General features: G+C 74.2%; 18 protein-coding genes and 1 pseudogene. 8 read left to right on the top strand and 11 right to left on the bottom strand.

The features are described 5' to 3' along the window. Positions 1-184: 184 nt before the first annotated feature. Positions 185-709 carry a universal stress protein gene (locus tag ACWCYO_RS37085; RefSeq protein ID WP_270149841.1) on the bottom strand — a complete coding sequence of 175 codons (525 nt, stop codon included), beginning with the start codon at positions 707-709 and terminating at the stop codon, positions 185-187. Between the two features lie 137 nt (positions 710-846). Here ACWCYO_RS37085 and ACWCYO_RS37080 point away from each other — a divergent pair, with 137 nt between their 5' ends. Further along, positions 847-1,116: a GNAT family N-acetyltransferase gene (locus tag ACWCYO_RS37080; protein ID WP_449786681.1), complete on the top strand. Its 270-nt coding sequence runs from the start codon at positions 847-849 to the stop codon at positions 1,114-1,116. Between the two features lie 43 nt (positions 1,117-1,159). Here the strand turns inward: ACWCYO_RS37080 and ACWCYO_RS37075 are convergent, their stop codons facing one another. After that, the gene (locus ACWCYO_RS37075) at positions 1,160-1,744 is read right to left on the bottom strand and encodes a pyridoxamine 5'-phosphate oxidase family protein (protein WP_449786680.1); all 585 of its coding nucleotides are present in this window, start codon (positions 1,742-1,744) and stop codon (positions 1,160-1,162) included. A gap of 131 nt (positions 1,745-1,875) precedes the next feature. Here ACWCYO_RS37075 and ACWCYO_RS37070 point away from each other — a divergent pair, with 131 nt between their 5' ends. Together ACWCYO_RS37070 and ACWCYO_RS37065 are read left to right on the top strand one after the other, a co-directional pair. After that, the gene (locus ACWCYO_RS37070) at positions 1,876-2,778 is read left to right on the top strand and encodes a helix-turn-helix domain-containing protein (RefSeq protein WP_449786679.1); all 903 of its coding nucleotides are present in this window, start codon (positions 1,876-1,878) and stop codon (positions 2,776-2,778) included. 278 nt (positions 2,779-3,056) lie between these two features. Beyond that, on the top strand, positions 3,057-4,223 hold the full coding sequence (locus ACWCYO_RS37065) for an alanine--tRNA ligase-related protein (protein ID WP_270149837.1): 1,167 nt from the start codon (positions 3,057-3,059) through the stop codon (positions 4,221-4,223). 143 nt (positions 4,224-4,366) lie between these two features. On the opposite strand, the gene ACWCYO_RS37060 is transcribed toward ACWCYO_RS37065, so the two are convergent. After that, a complete protein-coding gene (locus ACWCYO_RS37060) occupies positions 4,367-4,801 on the bottom strand; it encodes a CBS domain-containing protein (RefSeq protein ID WP_270149836.1) in 435 nt (144 codons plus the stop codon). A gap of 308 nt (positions 4,802-5,109) precedes the next feature. Between ACWCYO_RS37060 and ligD the strand changes: the two are divergent. Further along, positions 5,110-5,991: pseudogene (gene ligD / locus ACWCYO_RS37055) on the top strand (non-homologous end-joining DNA ligase); the annotation flags it as partial. 84 nt (positions 5,992-6,075) lie between these two features. After that, positions 6,076-6,930: an ATP-dependent DNA ligase gene (locus ACWCYO_RS37050; protein ID WP_270151456.1), complete on the top strand. Its 855-nt coding sequence runs from the start codon at positions 6,076-6,078 to the stop codon at positions 6,928-6,930. 172 nt (positions 6,931-7,102) lie between these two features. Here the strand turns inward: ACWCYO_RS37050 and ACWCYO_RS37045 are convergent, their stop codons facing one another. The 4 genes from ACWCYO_RS37045 to ACWCYO_RS37030 are packed head-to-tail and all read right to left on the bottom strand — an operon-like array spanning position 7,103 to position 8,950. Then, a complete protein-coding gene (locus ACWCYO_RS37045) occupies positions 7,103-7,687 on the bottom strand; it encodes a type 1 glutamine amidotransferase domain-containing protein (RefSeq protein WP_270149835.1) in 585 nt (194 codons plus the stop codon). 3 nt (positions 7,688-7,690) lie between these two features. After that, positions 7,691-7,987: a PRC-barrel domain containing protein gene (locus tag ACWCYO_RS37040; RefSeq protein WP_270149833.1), complete on the bottom strand. Its 297-nt coding sequence runs from the start codon at positions 7,985-7,987 to the stop codon at positions 7,691-7,693. Positions 7,988-8,038: 51 nt separating this feature from the next. Beyond that, on the bottom strand, positions 8,039-8,455 hold the full coding sequence (locus tag ACWCYO_RS37035) for a hypothetical protein (RefSeq protein WP_270149832.1): 417 nt from the start codon (positions 8,453-8,455) through the stop codon (positions 8,039-8,041). Positions 8,456-8,506: 51 nt separating this feature from the next. After that, entirely contained in the window at positions 8,507-8,950 is a 444-nt protein-coding gene (locus ACWCYO_RS37030; RefSeq protein WP_449786678.1) for an HAD family hydrolase, read from the bottom strand. A gap of 222 nt (positions 8,951-9,172) precedes the next feature. Here ACWCYO_RS37030 and ACWCYO_RS37025 point away from each other — a divergent pair, with 222 nt between their 5' ends. Together ACWCYO_RS37025 and ACWCYO_RS37020 are read left to right on the top strand one after the other, a co-directional pair. Beyond that, entirely contained in the window at positions 9,173-10,216 is a 1,044-nt protein-coding gene (locus ACWCYO_RS37025) for a hypothetical protein (RefSeq protein WP_449786677.1), read from the top strand. Next, positions 10,213-10,602: a VOC family protein gene (locus ACWCYO_RS37020; RefSeq protein ID WP_270149828.1), complete on the top strand. Its 390-nt coding sequence runs from the start codon at positions 10,213-10,215 to the stop codon at positions 10,600-10,602. The genes ACWCYO_RS37025 and ACWCYO_RS37020 overlap by 4 nt, the downstream gene beginning before the upstream one ends. Positions 10,603-10,695: 93 nt before the next feature. Here ACWCYO_RS37020 and ACWCYO_RS37015 read toward each other — a convergent pair whose 3' ends face one another. The 3 genes from ACWCYO_RS37015 to ACWCYO_RS37005 form a co-directional block, all read right to left on the bottom strand. After that, positions 10,696-12,144: an MFS transporter gene (locus tag ACWCYO_RS37015; RefSeq protein ID WP_449786676.1), complete on the bottom strand. Its 1,449-nt coding sequence runs from the start codon at positions 12,142-12,144 to the stop codon at positions 10,696-10,698. Continuing rightward, positions 12,141-12,767, bottom strand: a complete 627-nt coding sequence (locus ACWCYO_RS37010) for a TetR/AcrR family transcriptional regulator (RefSeq protein WP_270149826.1) — start codon at positions 12,765-12,767, stop codon at positions 12,141-12,143. Before ACWCYO_RS37010 ends, ACWCYO_RS37015 begins: the two co-directional genes overlap by 4 nt. A gap of 124 nt (positions 12,768-12,891) precedes the next feature. Then, on the bottom strand, positions 12,892-13,488 hold the full coding sequence (locus tag ACWCYO_RS37005) for a GNAT family N-acetyltransferase (RefSeq protein WP_449786675.1): 597 nt from the start codon (positions 13,486-13,488) through the stop codon (positions 12,892-12,894). Positions 13,489-13,858: 370 nt separating this feature from the next. Between ACWCYO_RS37005 and ACWCYO_RS37000 the strand changes: the two genes are divergently transcribed. Continuing rightward, complete coding sequence (locus tag ACWCYO_RS37000) at positions 13,859-15,385, top strand: FMN-binding glutamate synthase family protein (protein ID WP_270149823.1); 1,527 nt, start codon at positions 13,859-13,861, stop codon at positions 15,383-15,385. A 301-nt stretch (positions 15,386-15,686) separates the two neighbouring features. Here ACWCYO_RS37000 and ACWCYO_RS36995 read toward each other — a convergent pair whose 3' ends face one another. Next, entirely contained in the window at positions 15,687-17,204 is a 1,518-nt protein-coding gene (locus tag ACWCYO_RS36995) for a hypothetical protein (RefSeq protein WP_449786674.1), read from the bottom strand. Positions 17,205-17,548: the final 344 nt, after the last annotated feature.

Genomic DNA, 17,548 nt, shown 5'->3' with positions numbered 1-17,548 from the left:
GAACCTCCCCGTCCACCATCACACCCGCCTGGAGCCACAGCCGCAGCAGCTTGAGCACCCTGCGGTCCGACACCCGACGCCCCACCTCGGCAAGGTCCGCGCCTCCTTCTCCTCCTGCTTCTTCTCCCCGGGCTCGATCGTGAGTGCGGAGAATAGCGGTCCGGCCGAGCCCATGCCGCATCGGCTACGGAACGACGGTGACCGGCCAGCGACCCGCCTTGACCAAGCGGACGGCCACCGACCCGATCACCTTGTGCCCGGCCTTCTCGGAGACGCCGACCACCACGGCGTCGGCGCGCAGCTCGTCGGCGAGCTTGGCGAGGCCGGTGTAGGGGTCGCCGCGCATGGTGAGGAAGCGCCACCGCACCCGCCAGACCTCGCGCATCCGGTGCTCGGCCTCGCGCAGCGCGGCGAGGAGCTCGTCGGCGATCTCCTGGGTGGTCTCCTCCACGGCGGCTCCGGCCAAGGCGGTCGCGGCGCCGAGTATCGGCTGGATGTAGGCGACGGCCAGGAGGGCGCCCTGTCGGCGGGCCAGTCCGGCGGCGTAGGCGGTGGCGCGCCAGGAGGAGTCGGAGCCGTCCAGGCCCGCCAGGATCACCTTGGGTCCGTCGGTCCCCAGCTCGAAGCCGCTCGGCGCGACGGCCGGCTCGTGCCGTTCGCGCTCCCTGTCGACGGCGCCTGCGTCGGCCGCATCGCTCTCGTTGCTCATGCGCGGAAGGCTATGCCCGCCACCGGGAGTGGATGGCGGGGGCACCCCGGGTGAGGGCTGTGGCACGGGCCACCCGGGCGGGTGGGGCCGCCGATCCGGCACCGGGGAGGGGTAGGCGGTCACGCGCTGTCGACGCTGTGCGCGGCCTCACACGACCACGGGCCCCGCCGAGGCTGGCGCCCACGCCCGGCGCCAGGTCGGCGAGTTCCCGCTCCCACTCGGCGCAGCGGGCTCGCGGGCTGGGCACCTGGCTGGCCGAGGCGGTGGTGGAGCACCTGCGGCCGTACGCGCTGAAGCGGCTGCTGCTGTCCACCGTGGACGCCCACGAGGTGTACGCGAAGGCCGGGTTCGTGCCCTTCCCGGACCCGCACAAGTTGATGGTCCTCGGGGGGCCGAAGCCGGGCTGACCAACGGCTCATCAGGCCGACCGCCCATCAAGCCGACCGCCCGTCAGGCCGGCCGGGCCGGGACCGGCAGCGGGAGGGCGGGCAGCCCGTCGATGCTGGTGCCGACGAGCGGCTTGCCCTCGCAGTAGGCGCTGAACTGCTCGTCGCCCTTGCGGTCGAAGTACTGCGCGTGCAGGTCGCGGTCGGCGCGGTAGTCCATGAACGGGACGGCGTACCCGCAGGAGTCGCTGACCCGCTCGGCCCGGACCAGCACGATCGCCCGCAGGCCCGAGCCGTCCGCGTCGGACTCGAAGTGGCCGAGCAGTTCGGCGAAGCGCGGGTCGTCGCGGAAGACGGGCTCGCCGCGGCCGTGCACCCGGACCACGGTGGGCGGGCCGTCGAAGGCGCACCACATCAGGGTGATCCGGCCGTTCTCCCGCAGGTGGGCGATGGTCTCGGCCTGCGAGCCGCCGAAGTCCAGGTAGGCGAGGGTGAGTTCGTCGATGACCGCGAGGGTGCCGGAGCGGCCCTTGGGTGAGAGGTTGACGTGTCCGTCGCCGGCCAGCGGCGCGGTCGCGACGAAGTAGACGGGCTGCCGTTCGATGAACTGCCGCAACCGGCCGTCGATGCTTTCGTACTGCTTTCCCATGGTCGCAAGTGTGCCCGCATCTCGCTCCCCGAGAAAGGAAAATCCACGCAATGAGACGGTCGGCGCACTGACCGCCCCGCCGAGAATGATCCGTGCACCTGCCACCCACCGTGCCGAGCACAGGAGTTGAGATGGTCCAGGACACCCGCCCGACCACCGGAGCGGCGCTGGTGCTCGGCCTGCCCGCCGCACCGCTGCGCCGCTACGTCCTCGACTACCGCGGCTACCGGATGGCCCTGGACCACCCCCAGCGGCGGCTGGAGGTGCCCACGGACGTGGTGACGGTGGCGCTCGCCTTCGAGGGCACGATGCGGCTCACCGACGCGGTGTCACCCGCCCCCGGCGTCTCCTTCGGCTCGGTAGCCGCCGGGTTGCGCCGCACCGCGACGATCGCCGAACAGTCCGGTGTGCTGCACGGTTTGGCCGTCTCGCTGACCCCGCAGGGCGCGTTCCGCGCGTTCGGGCCGGTGGCCGGGGAGCTCGGCGGGCAGTGGGCCGAGGCGGGGGAGGTGCTGGGCCCGCGGCTGGGCACGCTGGCCGCCCGGCTGGCCGACGCCCCGACCTGGCGGGGCCGGTTCGCCCTGCTGGACGGCCACTTCACCGCGCTGTTCGCCGACGGACCGACCTGGGAGCCGGACGTCGTCTGGGCCTGGCGGCAACTGCGCCGCTCCCGGGGGCTGGTGCCGGTGCGCGCCCTGGTGGAGGGCACCGGCTGGAGCCGCCGCCGGCTGGAGCAGCGCTTTCGCGAGCAACTCGGGCTGGCGCCCAAACAGGCCGCCGGCATCCTGCGGCTGCAGCGGACGCTGAGCCTGCTGACCGCCCCGGACGAGCGCTTCGCCCGCGCCGACCTGGCCGCGCTCTGCGGCTACTACGACCAGTCCCACCTCGACCGCACCTTCCGCGGCATGGTCGGCTGCTCGCCCCGCGAGTTCCTGGCCTCCCGCCGCTCCGCCGCCACCCCGCAGCCGGCCGACCGGGTCATCGGGCGGATCACCAGCGCCGTCCTCGACCCGGACCTGAGTGAGCTGACCTGAGCCGAGCCGGACTGAGACTGCACTGAACGAAAACCACGTGCCCCGGGGGCGCCGACCGGGCTACCCTCGGCCCCATGAACGTCACCGGCCACATCACCGCCACCGCGCGAGCGACCAGCTCGCCGGTTGCCGCCGCCTGACGTACGTCCCCCTCCCCTCGGCGACCGGACACGGTCCGCCGGTGGTGTCCTCGAGGCGTTCTGCTCCTCGGTTCCGACGATCGCGCGGACTCGTCGTCCGGTGGCCCCCCGCAACGGCACACGCGAAGGAGCCACCCCATGAACACCGACCAGCTCGTCCGCACCTTCCTCGAGTACTTCGAGGAGCGCGGCCACCGCCGGATCACCGGCTCGACCCTGCTGCCCCCGCCCGGCGACCCGGTGCTGTTCACCACCTCCGGCATGCACCCCCTCACCCCCCACCTGGAGGGACGCCCCCACCCGTTCGGCCGCCGGCTGGTCAACGTCCAGCGCTGCCTGCGCACCACGGACCTCGACGAGGTCGGCGACCGCACCCACCTCACCGTCTTCGAGATGCTCGGCACCTGGTCCCTCGGCGACTACGAGGGCCCGCAGAGCCTCGACTGGGGCTACGGGCTGCTCACCGACGGGTTCGGCATCGACCCCGGCCGGCTCCACGTCACCGTCTTCGGCGGCGACGACCAGGTCGGGCCGGACACCGACTCCCTGGAACTGTGGCAGGACCGCGGCGTCCCCGTCGAGCTCACCGTCGAGGACAACTGGTGGTCCAACGGGCCCACCGGCCCGTGCGGTCCCGACTCGGAGATCTTCCTGTGGACCGGCGACACCCCACCGCAGTCGACCCCCACCCGGGACGACCGCTGGGTCGAGGTGTGGAACCACGTGATGATGCGCCACCGCCGCCTCGACGACGGCACCCTCGTTCCCCTCCCCCAGCGCAACATCGACACCGGCCTCGGCCTGGAACGGCTCTCCTCGCTGCTCAACGGCCGCTCGTCCGTCTTCGAATGCGACGTCTTCGACCCCTGGCGCCGCCTGGTCCCCACCCTGTGGCGACTGGACGAACCGTCCCTGCGCCTGGTCTGCGACCACCTGCGCTCGTCCGTCGTCGTCATCGGCGACGGCGTCCGCCCCTCCACCACCGGCCGCGGCTACGTCCTGCGCCGCCTGCTGCGCCGGGTGCTCACCGTGCTGCGCCGCGACGACCCGCGGCGCGGACTCGGCGACCTGCCCGAGGAGTTGATCCGGCACACCCTGGACCACTTCCGCCAGGACGTCCCCCCGGAGTCGGTCCGCCGGGTGCTGCTCGACGAGGAGCAGCGGTTCGGCCGGCTCCTGGACCGCGGCCGCCGGGTGCTCTCCCGCCCCCGCTTCCGCGGCCCGCTCAGCGAGGACGACCTCCACTACCTCCACGACACCCACGGCCTGCCCCGCGACCTGGTCCTCGACCTGCGGCCGCAGTGACGCCCCGACCCCGGCAGGGCGTTGCGCATTCGTACAAGACGCGCGCGGGCCCCGTCCGGCACCCTCGGAAGGCCCGGCCGGTACGGGGGGACCGGCCGGTCACGGGGGGTGCGGACGGGGCTGCGCTCAGGGGCGGGGCGGCGTCACTTCTTCATGTAGACGCTGTCCATGAATTTGATGATCTGCTCGTCCGTCAGCCGCTGGCCTTCGCGGTGGCCCATCGCCAGGTCGGCCTCGCTGATCATGCCGACCAGCCGCTCGCCGTCGATCACCGGGATGCGCCGGATCTGGTGCTGTTCCATCTTCGTGAGGACGGTGTCCACGCTGTCCTCGGCCCGCACGCAGTGCAGGTGTCCGGCGAGATCCATGGCGGTCATCTTGGCCGGGTCCTTGCCCTCGGCGAGACACTGGATCACGATGTCGCGGTCGGTGATGATGCCGTGGAGCTTCTGGTCGTCGCCGCAGATCGGCAGCGCACCGACCTTCTTGTCGCGCATCATCTTCGCGGCCTCGGCCAGCGTCTGGTGGGCGCCGATGCACTGGGCGCCGGTGTGCATGATGTCTCGGGCAGTGGTCACGGGGACTCCTTCGTCGGTGTTACCCCCCGACGGTCCTCCCCCGCGGCGGTCCACAGCGCCGCTCGCGGGGTGACCGTGCCCTCACCGTAGGCGACCCCGGGCTCGCCCGCGACCGCGAGCGCTCCGGAACGTCCGAGGCGGTGCGGACGGAGCGGCCGCCGACCAGGAGGTCGACCGCTGGTACTTCGGGAGGTGTCCGGGCGCGCCCCGGCCCGTCCCGTCGAGGTGACGCCCGGCCCGGGCGCCTGCGGCCGTACCGGGGCAGACTGGCCTGCGGGGGCCACCGCAGGAGTCTTCGGAGACGGCCCATGCCGCAGCTGACGGTGGACGGACGCACCCTCGCCCTGTCCCACCTCGACAAGGTGTACTACCCGAGCACCGGCACCCTCAAGGGCGACGTGCTGCGCTACTACGCCGCCGTCCACACCGCCCTGCTCCCCCATCTGAGTGACCGCCCGGTGTCCTTCCTGCGCTGCCCGGACGGCGTCGAGGCGGAGGTGTTCGTCGCCAAGAACCCGCCGCCCGGCACCCCGGACTGGGTCCGCACGGTGGACGTGCCCAGCACCGGCGGCGAACTGCGCCAGGTGGTGCTGGAGAACGGCGCGGCGCTGCTGGCGCTCGCCAACCTGGGCTGCCTGGAGCTGCACGTCCCGCAGTGGCACGCCGCCGGGCCCGCGCTGGCCGACCGGCTGGTCCTGGACCTCGATCCGGGCGAGGGCGCCGACGTCCTCACCTGCCGGTCGGTCGCGCTGCTGCTGCGCGAGCGGCTGGCCGCGGACGGGCTGTCGGCCTGGGTGAAAACCTCCGGGTCCAAGGGCCTGCACCTGCTGGTGCCGATCGAGCCGACGCCGAGCGCCGAGGTCTCCGGGTACGCGAAGGCGCTGGCCGCCGCGCTGGAGGCCGAGCACCCGGAGCTGGTGGTGCACACCATGGCCAAGGCCCGCCGCCGCGGACGGGTGCTGGTCGACTGGTCGCAGAACAACGCCAAGAAGACCACCGCCGCCCCGTACACCCTGCGCGCCCGGCCGCTGCCGACGGTCTCCACCCCGCTGTCCTGGGCCGAACTGGAACGGGCGCGCGGGGAGGCGCAGCTGGTCTTCACCATCGCCGAGCTGCCGGAACGGCTGGCCGCGCACGGCGACCTGTTCGCGCCGCTGCTGGATCCCGAGCAGGCCCGGCCGCTGCCCTCCTCGCCCTCCCCGCTCTCCGCTCCCGCAGCGCCGGCCGCGTCGCCGTCGCAGGCCCGGCAGGTGCTGCGGCCGCCGGTCGAGGTGATGCGCCCCGCCGCCGTCACCGTCGTGCCGCCCGCCGACGGGCTGGGCGGGGGCGGCGTGCAGTACGAGCTGAAGCTGGACGGCTTCCGCTGCGTCGCCTTCGCCCGCGGCGACCGCCCGGCCTTCCTGCAGTCCCGCAGCGGCCGCGACCTCGCGCCCGAGTTCCCGCCGATCGCCGCCGCCGTCGCCCGGTTGCCGGAGGGGCTGGTGCTGGACGCCGAACTCGTCGCCTGGCGGAAGGGGCGCTTCGCCTTCGAGGAGCTGCTGCACACCCGCCAGGCCCGGGCCGCGGCCACCGACGTCGTGCTCGGGCTGATCGCCTTCGACCTGCTCGCCCTGCCCGGCCGCGACGTCCGGCGCCTGCCGCTCGCCGACCGGCGCCGCCTGCTGCTCGCCGCCCTCGCCGACGTCCCGCCGCCGATCCAGCCGGTGATGGCCACCACTGACCGGGCGGAGGCGCTGGAGTGGATGGACCAGCTGGCCGACACCGGTGTGGAGGGCCTGGTCTGCAAGGCTCTGGCCTCCCCCTACCGCCCGCGCGGCGCGGGGCGCACCTGGGTCAAGTACCGGCGCAGCGACACCCTGGACGCCACCGTCCGCGCCCTCACCGGTCCGGCCGCCCGGCCGCACGCCCTGGTGCTGCGACTCGACGACGGCCGGGTCTTCCTGACCACCCCCCGGCTCACCCCCGTCCAGGCCCGCGAGGTCGCCCAGGTCGCCGGCCCGCTGCTCGGCCCGCCCGCCACCGACCCCGACCACGGCCAGGTCCACCCGCTCACCGCACCGCTGCGCGCCGAGCTCACCCTCACCGGCCGACCGCCCACCGCCACCTTCGTCCGGCTGCGCGGCGACTGACCACCCCGTCGGCCCGGTCGGCGCGCAGGCGACCGTGTGCGCGTGCACCACGATCACGACCCTCGGGAAGCGTCGGGCTGCGGACTCTGCGACGGCCCGCTCACCACCCAACCCGGCGACGACGCAGGCGGGTTGGACCCGCTGAAGCCGCCCGGCCGACAGTGGGCGCGCCTCAGTTGCGCCGCTTCCCCGCCGCGTGGGCGAACTCGGTGACCAGCGCGTCCTCGAACACCGGCAGGTCCGCCGGCTTGCGGCTGGTCACCAGCGGGCCCGGCCCGTCGTGGCAAACGTGCACCGCCTCGTCCACCCAGTGGGCGCCCGCGTTGACCAGGTCCGTCCGCAGGCTGGGCCAGGAGGTGAGGGTGCGGCCGCGGACGGCGTCGGCCTCGATCAGCGTCCAGGCGCCGTGGCAGATCGCCGCGACCGGGCGGCCGGAGGCGCAGCAGACGTGCACGAAGGCCACCGCCGCCCGGTCCAGCCGCAGGAAGTCCGGGTTGGCGACGCCGCCGGGCAGCACCAGCCCGTCGTAGTCGGCCGGGTCCGCCTCCGCGACCAGCCCGTCCACCGCGAAGGTGTCCCCGGGCGCGCGGTGCCGGACGGCCTGGGCCCGGCCGGGGGCGGTGGAGAGCAGGCGCGGGATGCCGCCGGACTCGGCGACCGCCTGCCAGGGGGAGGTGAGTTCCTGCTGCTCGACGCCGTACGGGGCGACCAGGAACGCGATCGTCCGGCCGGTGAGGGTGGTGGACGGCCAGCCCATGGCTCAGCGCGGGTGACGGGCGGTGAGGTCCTCGGCGGGCGGCGGGGCGGTGCCGACCCGGGCCCGGGGGCAGTCGAGGTGGACGGTGCGGTCCAGGTGGTCGATCCGGGCGACCAGGCCGACCGGGACGAGCACCCGGGTGCCCGGCACCCAGGGCTCGGCGTCGACCATCAGGTGGTCGCCGGCGTCCTGTTCGACCCGGCCGAGCGGGCCGTCGACGGCCTGCACCTCGTACCCGGTCAGGGCGAGGTCCGCGGCGGGATGGGAGCCCGGGCGGTACTCCCACAGGTCGGTACTCATGCGCACCTCGCGATGGTTCGGTCCCCCGTCACGTCACGCCGCCGGTTCACGTCATGCCTCCGGACGGTCCCAGGGCCTGCGCTCGCGCCGTTCCTCCCGGGCCGGATCGACGGGTTCGGCCCCGCCGCCTCCCCGGCGCCGCCGCAGCAGTTCGGTGGCGGCCACCGCGGCCGTCACGGACGCGGCCCAGACCACGCCGAGGGCGACCAGCACGGCCGTGGTCGGGGTGCGCACCCCGATGCCGAGGCAGATCGACGTCATCACCAGCACGGTCAGCAGCACCCCGGTCGAGATCCGGTGCCCGGTGGCGCGCAGCACGCCCAGGACCCGGTTCGGCCGCTTCGCCCCCATCGTGCTCAACTTCCGGTCGAGGCGCGTGTCCTGGCGCAGATCGGACTCGATCTCCTCGAGGAGCCGCCGCTCCCATCCGCTCAACGCGGGTCCGTCCATCTCGGTCACCTCCGACATTCCGGTGACGTTACTGCTCGCACCCGGGCGGTTGCCCGGTACGGGCCGGCGCTAACCGTTCCGGGGACCGCCTGTTCCGGCGCCCACGCGCCCGAAGGCCCGGGGACGGGCGAGCAGGCTGTCGTCCAGGACACGCAGCAGGTCGGCGGCGTCACGGTGGACCTCGACCGCGCCGGCCGCCCGAAGTTCGGGACCGGCGTCCCCACCGGTCTCCAGGGCGACGCAGGGCACCCCGAGCCGCCGCGCCGCCAGCACCTCGCGCACGCTCCCGGCGACGGCCACGGCGTGCTGGGGCGCGCCGTCCACCAGCTCCAGGGCCGCCCGCACCGGGTCGCTGCCGGGGGCGGTCACGGTCAGGGCGGGCGCCCCGGCCGGCCCGGGGCCGGTCAGCACGACCGTCCAGCCGCGCGCGGCGCACTCGCGCAGCAGCTCGGCGCCGCCGGGCAGCCGCGGCCGCCAGTCGGTACCGAACAGAGCCGCCGAGATCACCGTCATGGCCGCCGCTCCCGTGCTTCCGCCGTCCTTGGGTCCGTGGGCCGCTTCCGTGCTTCCGTCGCAGGCCACGCACCGTGCGCGCCCTTCCAGGTTAGGACGCTCCCCGGCCCGGCGCGCTGCCTGCCGGGAACAGCCGGCCCCGGGGCGAAAACCGCTTGGCGGGCGGGGCCGGCCTCGCCATACTCCGGACGTTCACGAGCGGACGAGCAGGGGGGAGAACGCATGGCGGTGTTCGGGTGCGCGAGTTGCGGTGCGGAGCTGACCGTTCCGGTGACGGAGGTGGCGCTGCCGCCGCACGCGCACCGGGAGGGCGGCGACCGGTACCTGCCGCCGCTGCTGGAGCCGGGCACCTTCGCCGTCGACCCGGAGCCCTCCGAGCCGCCCTGGCGGCCCTGGGCCGCGATCACACCGGCGGAGGCCGCCGCCCGGGGCGTGTACGCGCCGGTCGGCGGGCTGTGGTTCGGGCCCGGCGGCGCCGTCCTCCTGGCACCGGGCGACACCCGTGGCACCGCCCTGATCCCCGAGCGGTGCGACGGCTGCTGCGCCGCCGCCGGCGGTGCCAACCTGGCCTGCGAGCGGTGCGGGCGGACGGTGGGCGCCCGGGTCGACGACTGCTACCGCTGGCAGGCGGTCTGGCTGTACCCGGAGGCCGTGCGTCGGCTCCCGGGCCCGGTCCGTCCGTCCCGTCCGGCCGGGGACGGCTGGGTGGTGGAGCCGACGCCGCCGGTGGAGCCGCTCGGCTGGTGGAGCGACCGCTGGTGCGCGGCGGTCGGGACGGCCCTGGCCGAGGTGCTGGCGGCCTCCGGCGGCGCGCCGGTGGCGGTGGCCCCCGGGCTGCTCGCCGAGACCTTCGGGCGCACCCTGCACCGGCTGCTCCCGGCCGGCGCGCCGGTCCGCACCCTGGGCCTGGCCGGGCCCGGCCTCACCCGCGGCCCGGTGCCGGACATCGCCCTCGTCCCCCGCCACCCGTGGACGGGGGCCGCCTGGCAGCCGCCCGCCGGCGGCACGGTGCCCGTCGGGCTGGACGCCGGGGTGTGGACGTACCTGGCCTTCCCACCCGTCCGGGCCACCACCCGGTTGCCCGCCGGGGAGGAGCGCGACGACCCGCCGCCGCTACGCCCGGACCGGCTGTTCGAGCCCGACCGGCGCCTGCTGCTGCACCGCCTCGCCCGGCTGCCCGCCGTCCGGCAGCCCTGGCTGCGCGCGATCTACGATCGGCTCGGCAACCCCCGCCACCACCAGGGCGCATCGGAGGGCACCCCATGAGGATCCACCTGACCACCGTGTTCGTCGACGACCAGGACAAGGCGCTGCGCTTCTACACGGAGCTGCTGGGCTTCGTGAAGAAGGAGGAGGTCCCGCTCGGCGACCACCGCTGGCTCACGGTCGTCTCCCCCGACCAGCCCGACGGCACCGAACTGCTGCTGGAGCCCGACACCCACCGGGCCGTCAGGCCGTACAAGACGGCGCTGGTCGAGGACGGCATCCCGGCCGCCCAGTTCGCCGTGGACAACGTGCACGCCGAGTACGACCGGCTGCACCGGCTCGGGGTGCGGTTCACCCAGGAGCCGACGGCACTGGGCCCGGTCACCATCGCGGTGCTGGACGACACCTGCGGCAACCTCATCCAACTGGCCCAGTTCCACCGGTAGTCGCCTGGACGGACCGGCCACGCCCCTGCCCGCCGGTGAGCTGCGGGCCGCAGCGGCGGCCCGCAGCTCCTCCTGTGCCGGGGTGAACGACGCTCAGACCAGGCCCTTGTGCTCGGGTCGCTGCGAACTGCCCGCCGCCACCCGGCGGTTGGGCGTCGCGATGGTGAGGTCGCGGACCAGTAGCAGCGCGCCCGCGGCGAGCAGCCCGGCGGGGATGCCGGTCCAGGCGATGGTGGGGCCGATGGCCGTGCCGGAGGGGGCGAGCAGGCTCTGGGCGCAGGCCAGGCCGAAGGCGCCGCCGATCTGTTTGGCGAGGGCGGAGCCCGCCGTGGCGGCGCCCGTGTCGGCGGGTCGGACGCAGCTCTGGGTGGCGATGGTCAGACCGCCCATCGCCGGGCCGGTGCCGAGCCCGATGAGCAGCAGCAGGACGGACGTCAGCGGCACGGGAGTTGCGGGCCCGAGGGGGAGGAGGCCGCCCGTACCGGCGGTGAGCAGCGCGGCCCCGGTCAGCAGGACGGACCGGACCTGCCGACCGTGGGTGACGGCGGCCGCGGTGAGCCGGTTGCCGACCGTCATGCCGACCAGCAGGGGCAGGAGCAGCAGGCCGGAGGCGGTGGCCGAGTATCCGCGCTGCTGTTGGAAGTACAGCGGCAGCAGGATCCCCACCGGCATGGCCGCGACCTGGAGGAGGAACCCGGCGGCCAGCAGCGCCGAGTAGGTGCGGTTGTGGAACAGCCGCAGCGGGAGTACGGGTACGGCGGCCCGCCGTTCCACCGGGACCAGCAGCGCGAGCAGGGCGAGTCCGCCGAGCAGGCAGCCCCCGACGGCCGGGTCGCTCCACCGTCCGTCGGCCGCGTTGCCCTTGAGGCTGAGGCCGGTCAGGACCAGCCCGAGTCCGCTGGTGAGCAGCAGGATCCCGGCCGCGTCGAGCCGGCCGGGCGGCGTGGTGGCGGGGCGGTGCTCGGGCAGGGTCAGCGCGATCAGGGCCCAAGCCGCCAGGCCGAGCGGGAGGTTGAGCCAGAACGACCAGCGCCATCCGGCGTGGTCGGCGAGCAGTCCGCCGAGGATCGGGCCACCGACCAGGCCGAGGACCATCATGGCGGCCAGGGCGGTCTGCATCCGGATCAGGCCCTGCGGGCGGGACGGTGGGTGGAGGTCGCGGATCAGGGCCATGCCGAGAGTGAGCAGGGCGCCGGCACCCAGGCCCTGCACGGCGCGGGAGGCCACCAGTGCGGGCATGCCGGCGGCCAGGGCGCAGGCGGTCGAGCCGGTCAGGAAGAGGGCGAGCCCGCCGAGGAGTAAGCGCCGCCGCCCGTACAGGTCGGAGAAGCGGCCGTAGACCGGGACGCTGACGGAGGAGGTCAGCAGGTAGGCGGTGACCAGCCAGACGTACCAGGTGCCGCCGCCCCCGACCTGCTGGACGATCCGGGGCAGCGCGGTGCCGACCACCGTGCCGTCCAGCATGGCGAGGAAGGCGCAGCCGAGCAGTGCCGTGCTGGCCAGGATCCGGCGGCGGGGCGGGAGGTCCGCGTAGGCGTTCATGCCTCGTCCGCGGGGGCGATCGCGCCGTGCAGGAAGAGGTCGACGAGTTCCTCGGTGGACAGCGGGTCGGGCATGCCGCCGCGGCCGGTGGACATCAGCAGCAGCTGGAAGGTGCCGGCGAGCCGTTCGGGGGCCAGTCGCAGGCGTTCCCGGTCGGGTTCGAACAGGGCGGCGAGCGCGGCGCGGGGCCCGGCCAGGCCGGCTTCGCGGTCGGCGAGGCGGCGCGGTTCGGTCGGCGCGGGGCGCTCCGGGCGCCCGGCGCCGGCGAGGGCTCCGATGACGGCGCCGACCCGGGCCAGGTGGCCGCTCAGTACGTCGGCCGCTTCGGTGAGCCGGGCCGCGAGCGGCTGGTCGAGCTCGATCGAGGCGAGGTGGGCGACGGCGTCGTCGGGCCGGACGGCCTCGGCCAGGCAGGCGGCGAGCAGGGCGTCCTTGTCGGCGAAGACGCGGAAGATCGTGCCCTCGCCGATGCCGGCGGCGCGGGCGATCTTCGCGGTGGTCACCGAGGCGCCGTACTCGACGACCAGCGGGAGGGCGGCCGCGACGATCATCGCGCGGCGCTGCTCGGGCTCCATGGCCGGCGCGCGGCGCCGGGCGGGCGGGGTGGAGGGGTTCTCTGCCATGCCTCCAAGTTACGGAGTGAGTACTCACTCCGTCAATGGGGCGCGGAACCCAGGGCCGCCGGAAGGCAGTCGGAAGGCGGGCCCCCGGGCGTTCCCCACCGGGAACCGCGGGTTACGCGCGGCGCTACGCGGGGTCCGACGCCAGCCGGGCGTGCAGGTGCTCGTCGTTGTACGGGCCGTCGCCGTGGCGGTAGGAGGCGCGCAGCGTGCCCTCGTACGGGAAGCCGGCGCGGACGGCGACCCGGCAGGAGGCCTCGTTGCCGACCTCGTGGTAGAGCTCGATGCGGCGCACGCCGGCGGTGCGGACGCCCCAGGCGGTGACCGCGGTGGTGGCACGGGTGGCGAGGCCACGGCCGCGGGCTGCGGCGAGCAGCCAGTAGCCGACCATGGCGACGCCTTCGGCCCGGTCGGTCCAGCGCAGGGCGACGTTGCCGTACAGGGAGTCGTCGGCGGCGTCGGTGATCGCGAAGGAGGCCGTGCCGCCGTCGGCCCAGCGGGAGTCGGCGCGGTCGAGGTAGGCCTCGGCGCCGGCCGGGTGGGTGGCGTCCCGCAGCGGGTTCCAGCGGGCGATCTCCGGGTCCGCTGCGGCGGCCATCACCGCGGCGAGGGTGCCGCCGGCCAGGTCGAGGCGCCGGCCCCACGGGCGGAGCAGGACGTCGCCCAGGTCGAGGACTTCGGGACTGAGGAGGCGCCGGTCGGCCGCCGGGTCGCTGTTGCTCATCCCGCCTTCCTACCCTCCGCCGCCGCGCACCCGCCAGCGATTAATCCGGTTCCGCGGCATCCCGCACGGCGGGTCGACGTCGGCCGCATGGGCCGTCAGCAGCCCGACCACCGGCCGATCGTCGCACCGGGGCGGGCCGGCCAGGGGTGCTGGGTGCCCCGGACGAGGCGGTGGCCGTTCCACCTGCGGCGCAGCGGCGCCCCCTGACCGCAGCGCGGTCAGGGGGGCCTCTTACGATCGGTTCGCATTCTTCGACGGACACCGACGCCCGACCGGCCGGCTGCCCGCCGCCCAACGTCCTGCACCACCCGACGCACGACAAGACGACTCCACCGACGGCGATGGAGTCGCCCATCGAGGAGGAACCTCCATGCAAGCCCGGAAGATCGGCGCGGCCGCCGCGACAGCGGTGGCGCTTCTGGCTGCCCGCGACCTCATCCAGAAGAAGCACGCGCTGCTCCGGAACTTCCCGGTGCTCGGGCACGCCCGGTACCTGTTGGAGACGATCGGGCCGGAACTGCGGCAGTACATCGTGACCTCCAACGAGGAGGAGCGCCCGTTCAGCCGCGACCAGCGCACCTGGATCTACGCGTCGGCGAAGGAGCAGAACAACTACTTCGGGTTCGGCACCGAGGTCGACGTCGAGCACGTCCAGGGGCACGCCTACGTCAAGCAGCGCACCTTCGCCGGCGCGCTGCCCGACATCCACGACCCGCAGGCCCCGCTGCCCTCGGCCAAGGTGCTGGGCGGGCCGCGCGGTCGCGCCAAGGCGTTCCGGCCGGCGAGCGTGGTGAACATCTCCGCGATGAGCTTCGGCTCGCTCTCCGGCGCGGCCATCACCGCGCTCAACAAGGGCGCGGCGGAGGCCGGCGCCATGCACAACACGGGCGAGGGCGGCCTCTCCCCCTACCACCGCCAGGGCGGTGACCTCGTCCTCCAGCTCGGCACGGCGTACTTCGGCTGCCGCAACGAGGACGGCAGCTTCAACCTCGACAAGCTCAAGGACGTCGTCGCCGGCGCACCGGTCAAGGCGATAGAGATCAAGCTCTCCCAGGGCGCCAAGCCCGGGCTGGGCGGAATGCTGCCGGGCGCGAAGGTCACCCCGGAGATCGCCGCCATCCGCGGCATACCGGTCGGCCAGGACTGCGCCTCGCCGTCGCGGCACACCGCTTTCGGCGACGTCGACTCGATGCTCGACTTCGTCGAGCTGCTCGCCACCGAGACCGGTCTGCCGGTCGGGATCAAGAGCGCGGTCGGCGAGATGGGTTTCTGGCAGGAGCTGGCCGCCCTGATGGCGCGCGGCGACCGCGGGGTCGACTTCGTGACCGTCGACGGCGGCGAGGGCGGCACCGGTGCGGCGCCGCGGATGTTCGCCGACTCGGTGTCACTCCCCTTCCGGATGGGCTTCTCCCGGGTCTACGGCACCTTCGCCGAACTGGGCCTGACCGACGAGCTGACCTTCATCGGCTCCGGCAAGCTCGGTCTGCCCGAGAACGCCGCGGTCGCCTTCGCCCTGGGCGCCGACATGATCAACGTCGCCCGTGAGGCGATGCTGTCGATCGGCTGCATCCAGGCCCAGAAGTGCCACACCGACAAGTGCCCCACCGGCATCGCCACCCAGAACCCCTGGCTGGCCCGCGGCCTCGACCCGGCCTCCAAGTCCACCCGCGCCGCCGTCTACCTGCGCACCCTGCGCAAGGAACTGCTGAAGGTCTCCTCCGCCGTCGGTGTCGCCCACCCGGGCCTGATCACCGCCGACGACATCGAGATCATGAACGGCGACTACGAGGCCCGCACCCTCGCCGGCGTCTACGGCTACAAGGACGGCTGGGGCGAGCTCGGCCCGCACCTCGCCGAGGAGATCACGGCCCTCCTCACCACCAAGCCGGCCGTCTGACCCACCGCTCGGAACGCCCCTCGCGTGCCGACACCCAGCCGGCACGCGAGGGCCCGGGACCCGCGCCACCTGTCCGGCGGCCTGCATCCGGACTTACCGCTGCAGGCGGGAGTAGTTGAAGTTGAGCTCCTGCAGCGGGATGAACAGGCAGCCGCCGCCATGACTTGGAGCGCCTGACCCATGGGCGAACGACGCCTTCCGGATCGCTCGAAACCACACAGCCTCATCACAACAGCGGCACCCTTTGCCGAACTCGGCCGGATTCGGTGTGCGGCTCAGCGGCCCTCCCTCACGGGTCCGCTCAGCACAGCAACGGGTCCCAGTCCGCCGTGGGCCCCGTGTAGGTGCCGGCCGCGTCGGCGGCCCACAGCGCCTGCTCGAACAGGACCAGGCCGGCATAGACCGCCATCGTGTTCAGGCAGCGGCAGTCCCCGGCGTGCTTGGCCAGGTACGCGGGCGTGATGTGGGCCGCCGGCCGGGCTTGCCATGCGGCGGTGTCGAACCCGCGGCAGGTCCCGCACCCGGCGAAGTGCTCCAGGCAGTCGGCGACCAGCCGGTCGTAGGCGGCGCGGTCGCGGCAGCGGGACCGTACCGAGAACACCTCGCGCGCGGTGGCGGTGGCCGTCCGCTCGGCTCCGTGGATCAGCAGTGGGTTGAGCGAGTTGAGCACCGGATCGCAGTACAGGTCGCCCGGGAGGCGGCCCGGGTCCCGGGCGAGGTTGTCCAGGAGGAGCGCGGACTGGTACCGACCCTGGTAGACCTGCCAGATGAGTTGTCGGCCGGACAGCAGCAGGGGCCACCTCGAGCCGTGGTCGACCGCCCAGGCCAGTACGTCCACGCAGAAGCGCCCCAACGGGCCGGCGCTGTCCACGCCGTGGTGGGCGGCGACGATGGAGAACAGGTTGTAGGCCTCGTTGGCGCAGTTGTCATGGCGGCGGTCGAGCGCTTCGTGCGCGCACAGGGCCAGCAGTGACACGGCGTCGACCAGCGCGTCATCCGCAGGGCCCTTGTGGGTGCCCTCCAGCAGCGCGGCCAGCGCGAGCGGCCGGATCCCCGAGTTGATCAGCCGGTACTTCAGTGCCCTCGACTCGTCCGCGCCGAACCGCGGGCTCGCGGCCTTCTCGTGCAATACGTCCAGGTACACGGCCTGAAGGGTGATCATCCAGTTGTCCATGACCAGGCGGGACGCCGGGTCCTCGTGGTCGACGAGGCAGTGCCGGACGTAACCGGCGGTCAGCCTGGCGCAGTCCTCCATCACGCCCATCGCGCCCGAGACGAAGTGGTGGTAGTCGGGGAACGTCCCGTAGCAGCTGGCCATGGACTGCCCGCTCACGCACCTCCGGCACAGGACGGTGTCGTCGAGCTGGCACCACGCCCATCCGTAGCCGATCTCGGCGAACGCGGCCATGGTCGGCGTGCTCGGCATCGGTACGGCGGCGGAGGCGACCTGGAGCATCGCCTCCGCCCGAGGGACCAGCCCCTGCCTCGGGGGGCAGCTCCTGGGCAAGCGCCCCTGTTCGGGCAGGGGCATCGTCTTGTCCGCGGTGTTCTCGCCGACGAGAACGGCGACGGCGGCCGGGTCGTAGGCGCCGGCTCGTGCACCGTCCGGCTCGGTGTGGAGGGTGTGGAGGATGCCCGAGTCCAGCAGGGCACCGGGCTCGTGCGCTTCCAGGGCGCGGCTGCTCCAGAGCCGCCGCCGCTGAGGCAACTCCTCCACATCGGCGACCAGGTCCTCGAAGTCGATCTCGCCCTGGTCGGACAGTTCGTAGAGCGCGCCGAAGAGTCCCTTCCGCGGCGGCGGGACCATCTGTGGGGTCACGAAGGCTCCATGGATGCGACGGCAGGTCAACGCCGGAGCGCAGCAACGCCCCCGGCCGGGCGGACGAGTACCCGGGCGCGGCCGAACCACACCGATGAACCGAATAGCAGCTTGGTTCGAGAGCTCCTCCGGGGGCGCCCTGGGACGCCCGAAAGACGGAGCACCCGGGGCGCGTCGAGGCACATCACGGCGCCCCGCCACCGATTCGCTCCCCGAACCCTCGGTTCCCCGCCGCACTCGACGGATGGGTCGTCCGCGGTCAGGCCGGACAACCGCTGTGCCAGGCCCGCCGAGGCGGCCGTGCCGGCGACCGCCGCGCGCCGGACCCGGCTGTGCACCAGTCC

It is taken from the genome of Kitasatospora sp. NPDC001683 (assembly GCF_053596495.1).
Note: the sequence above shows the minus strand (reverse complement) of the source record. Positions and strands in the feature narration are given on the sequence as shown.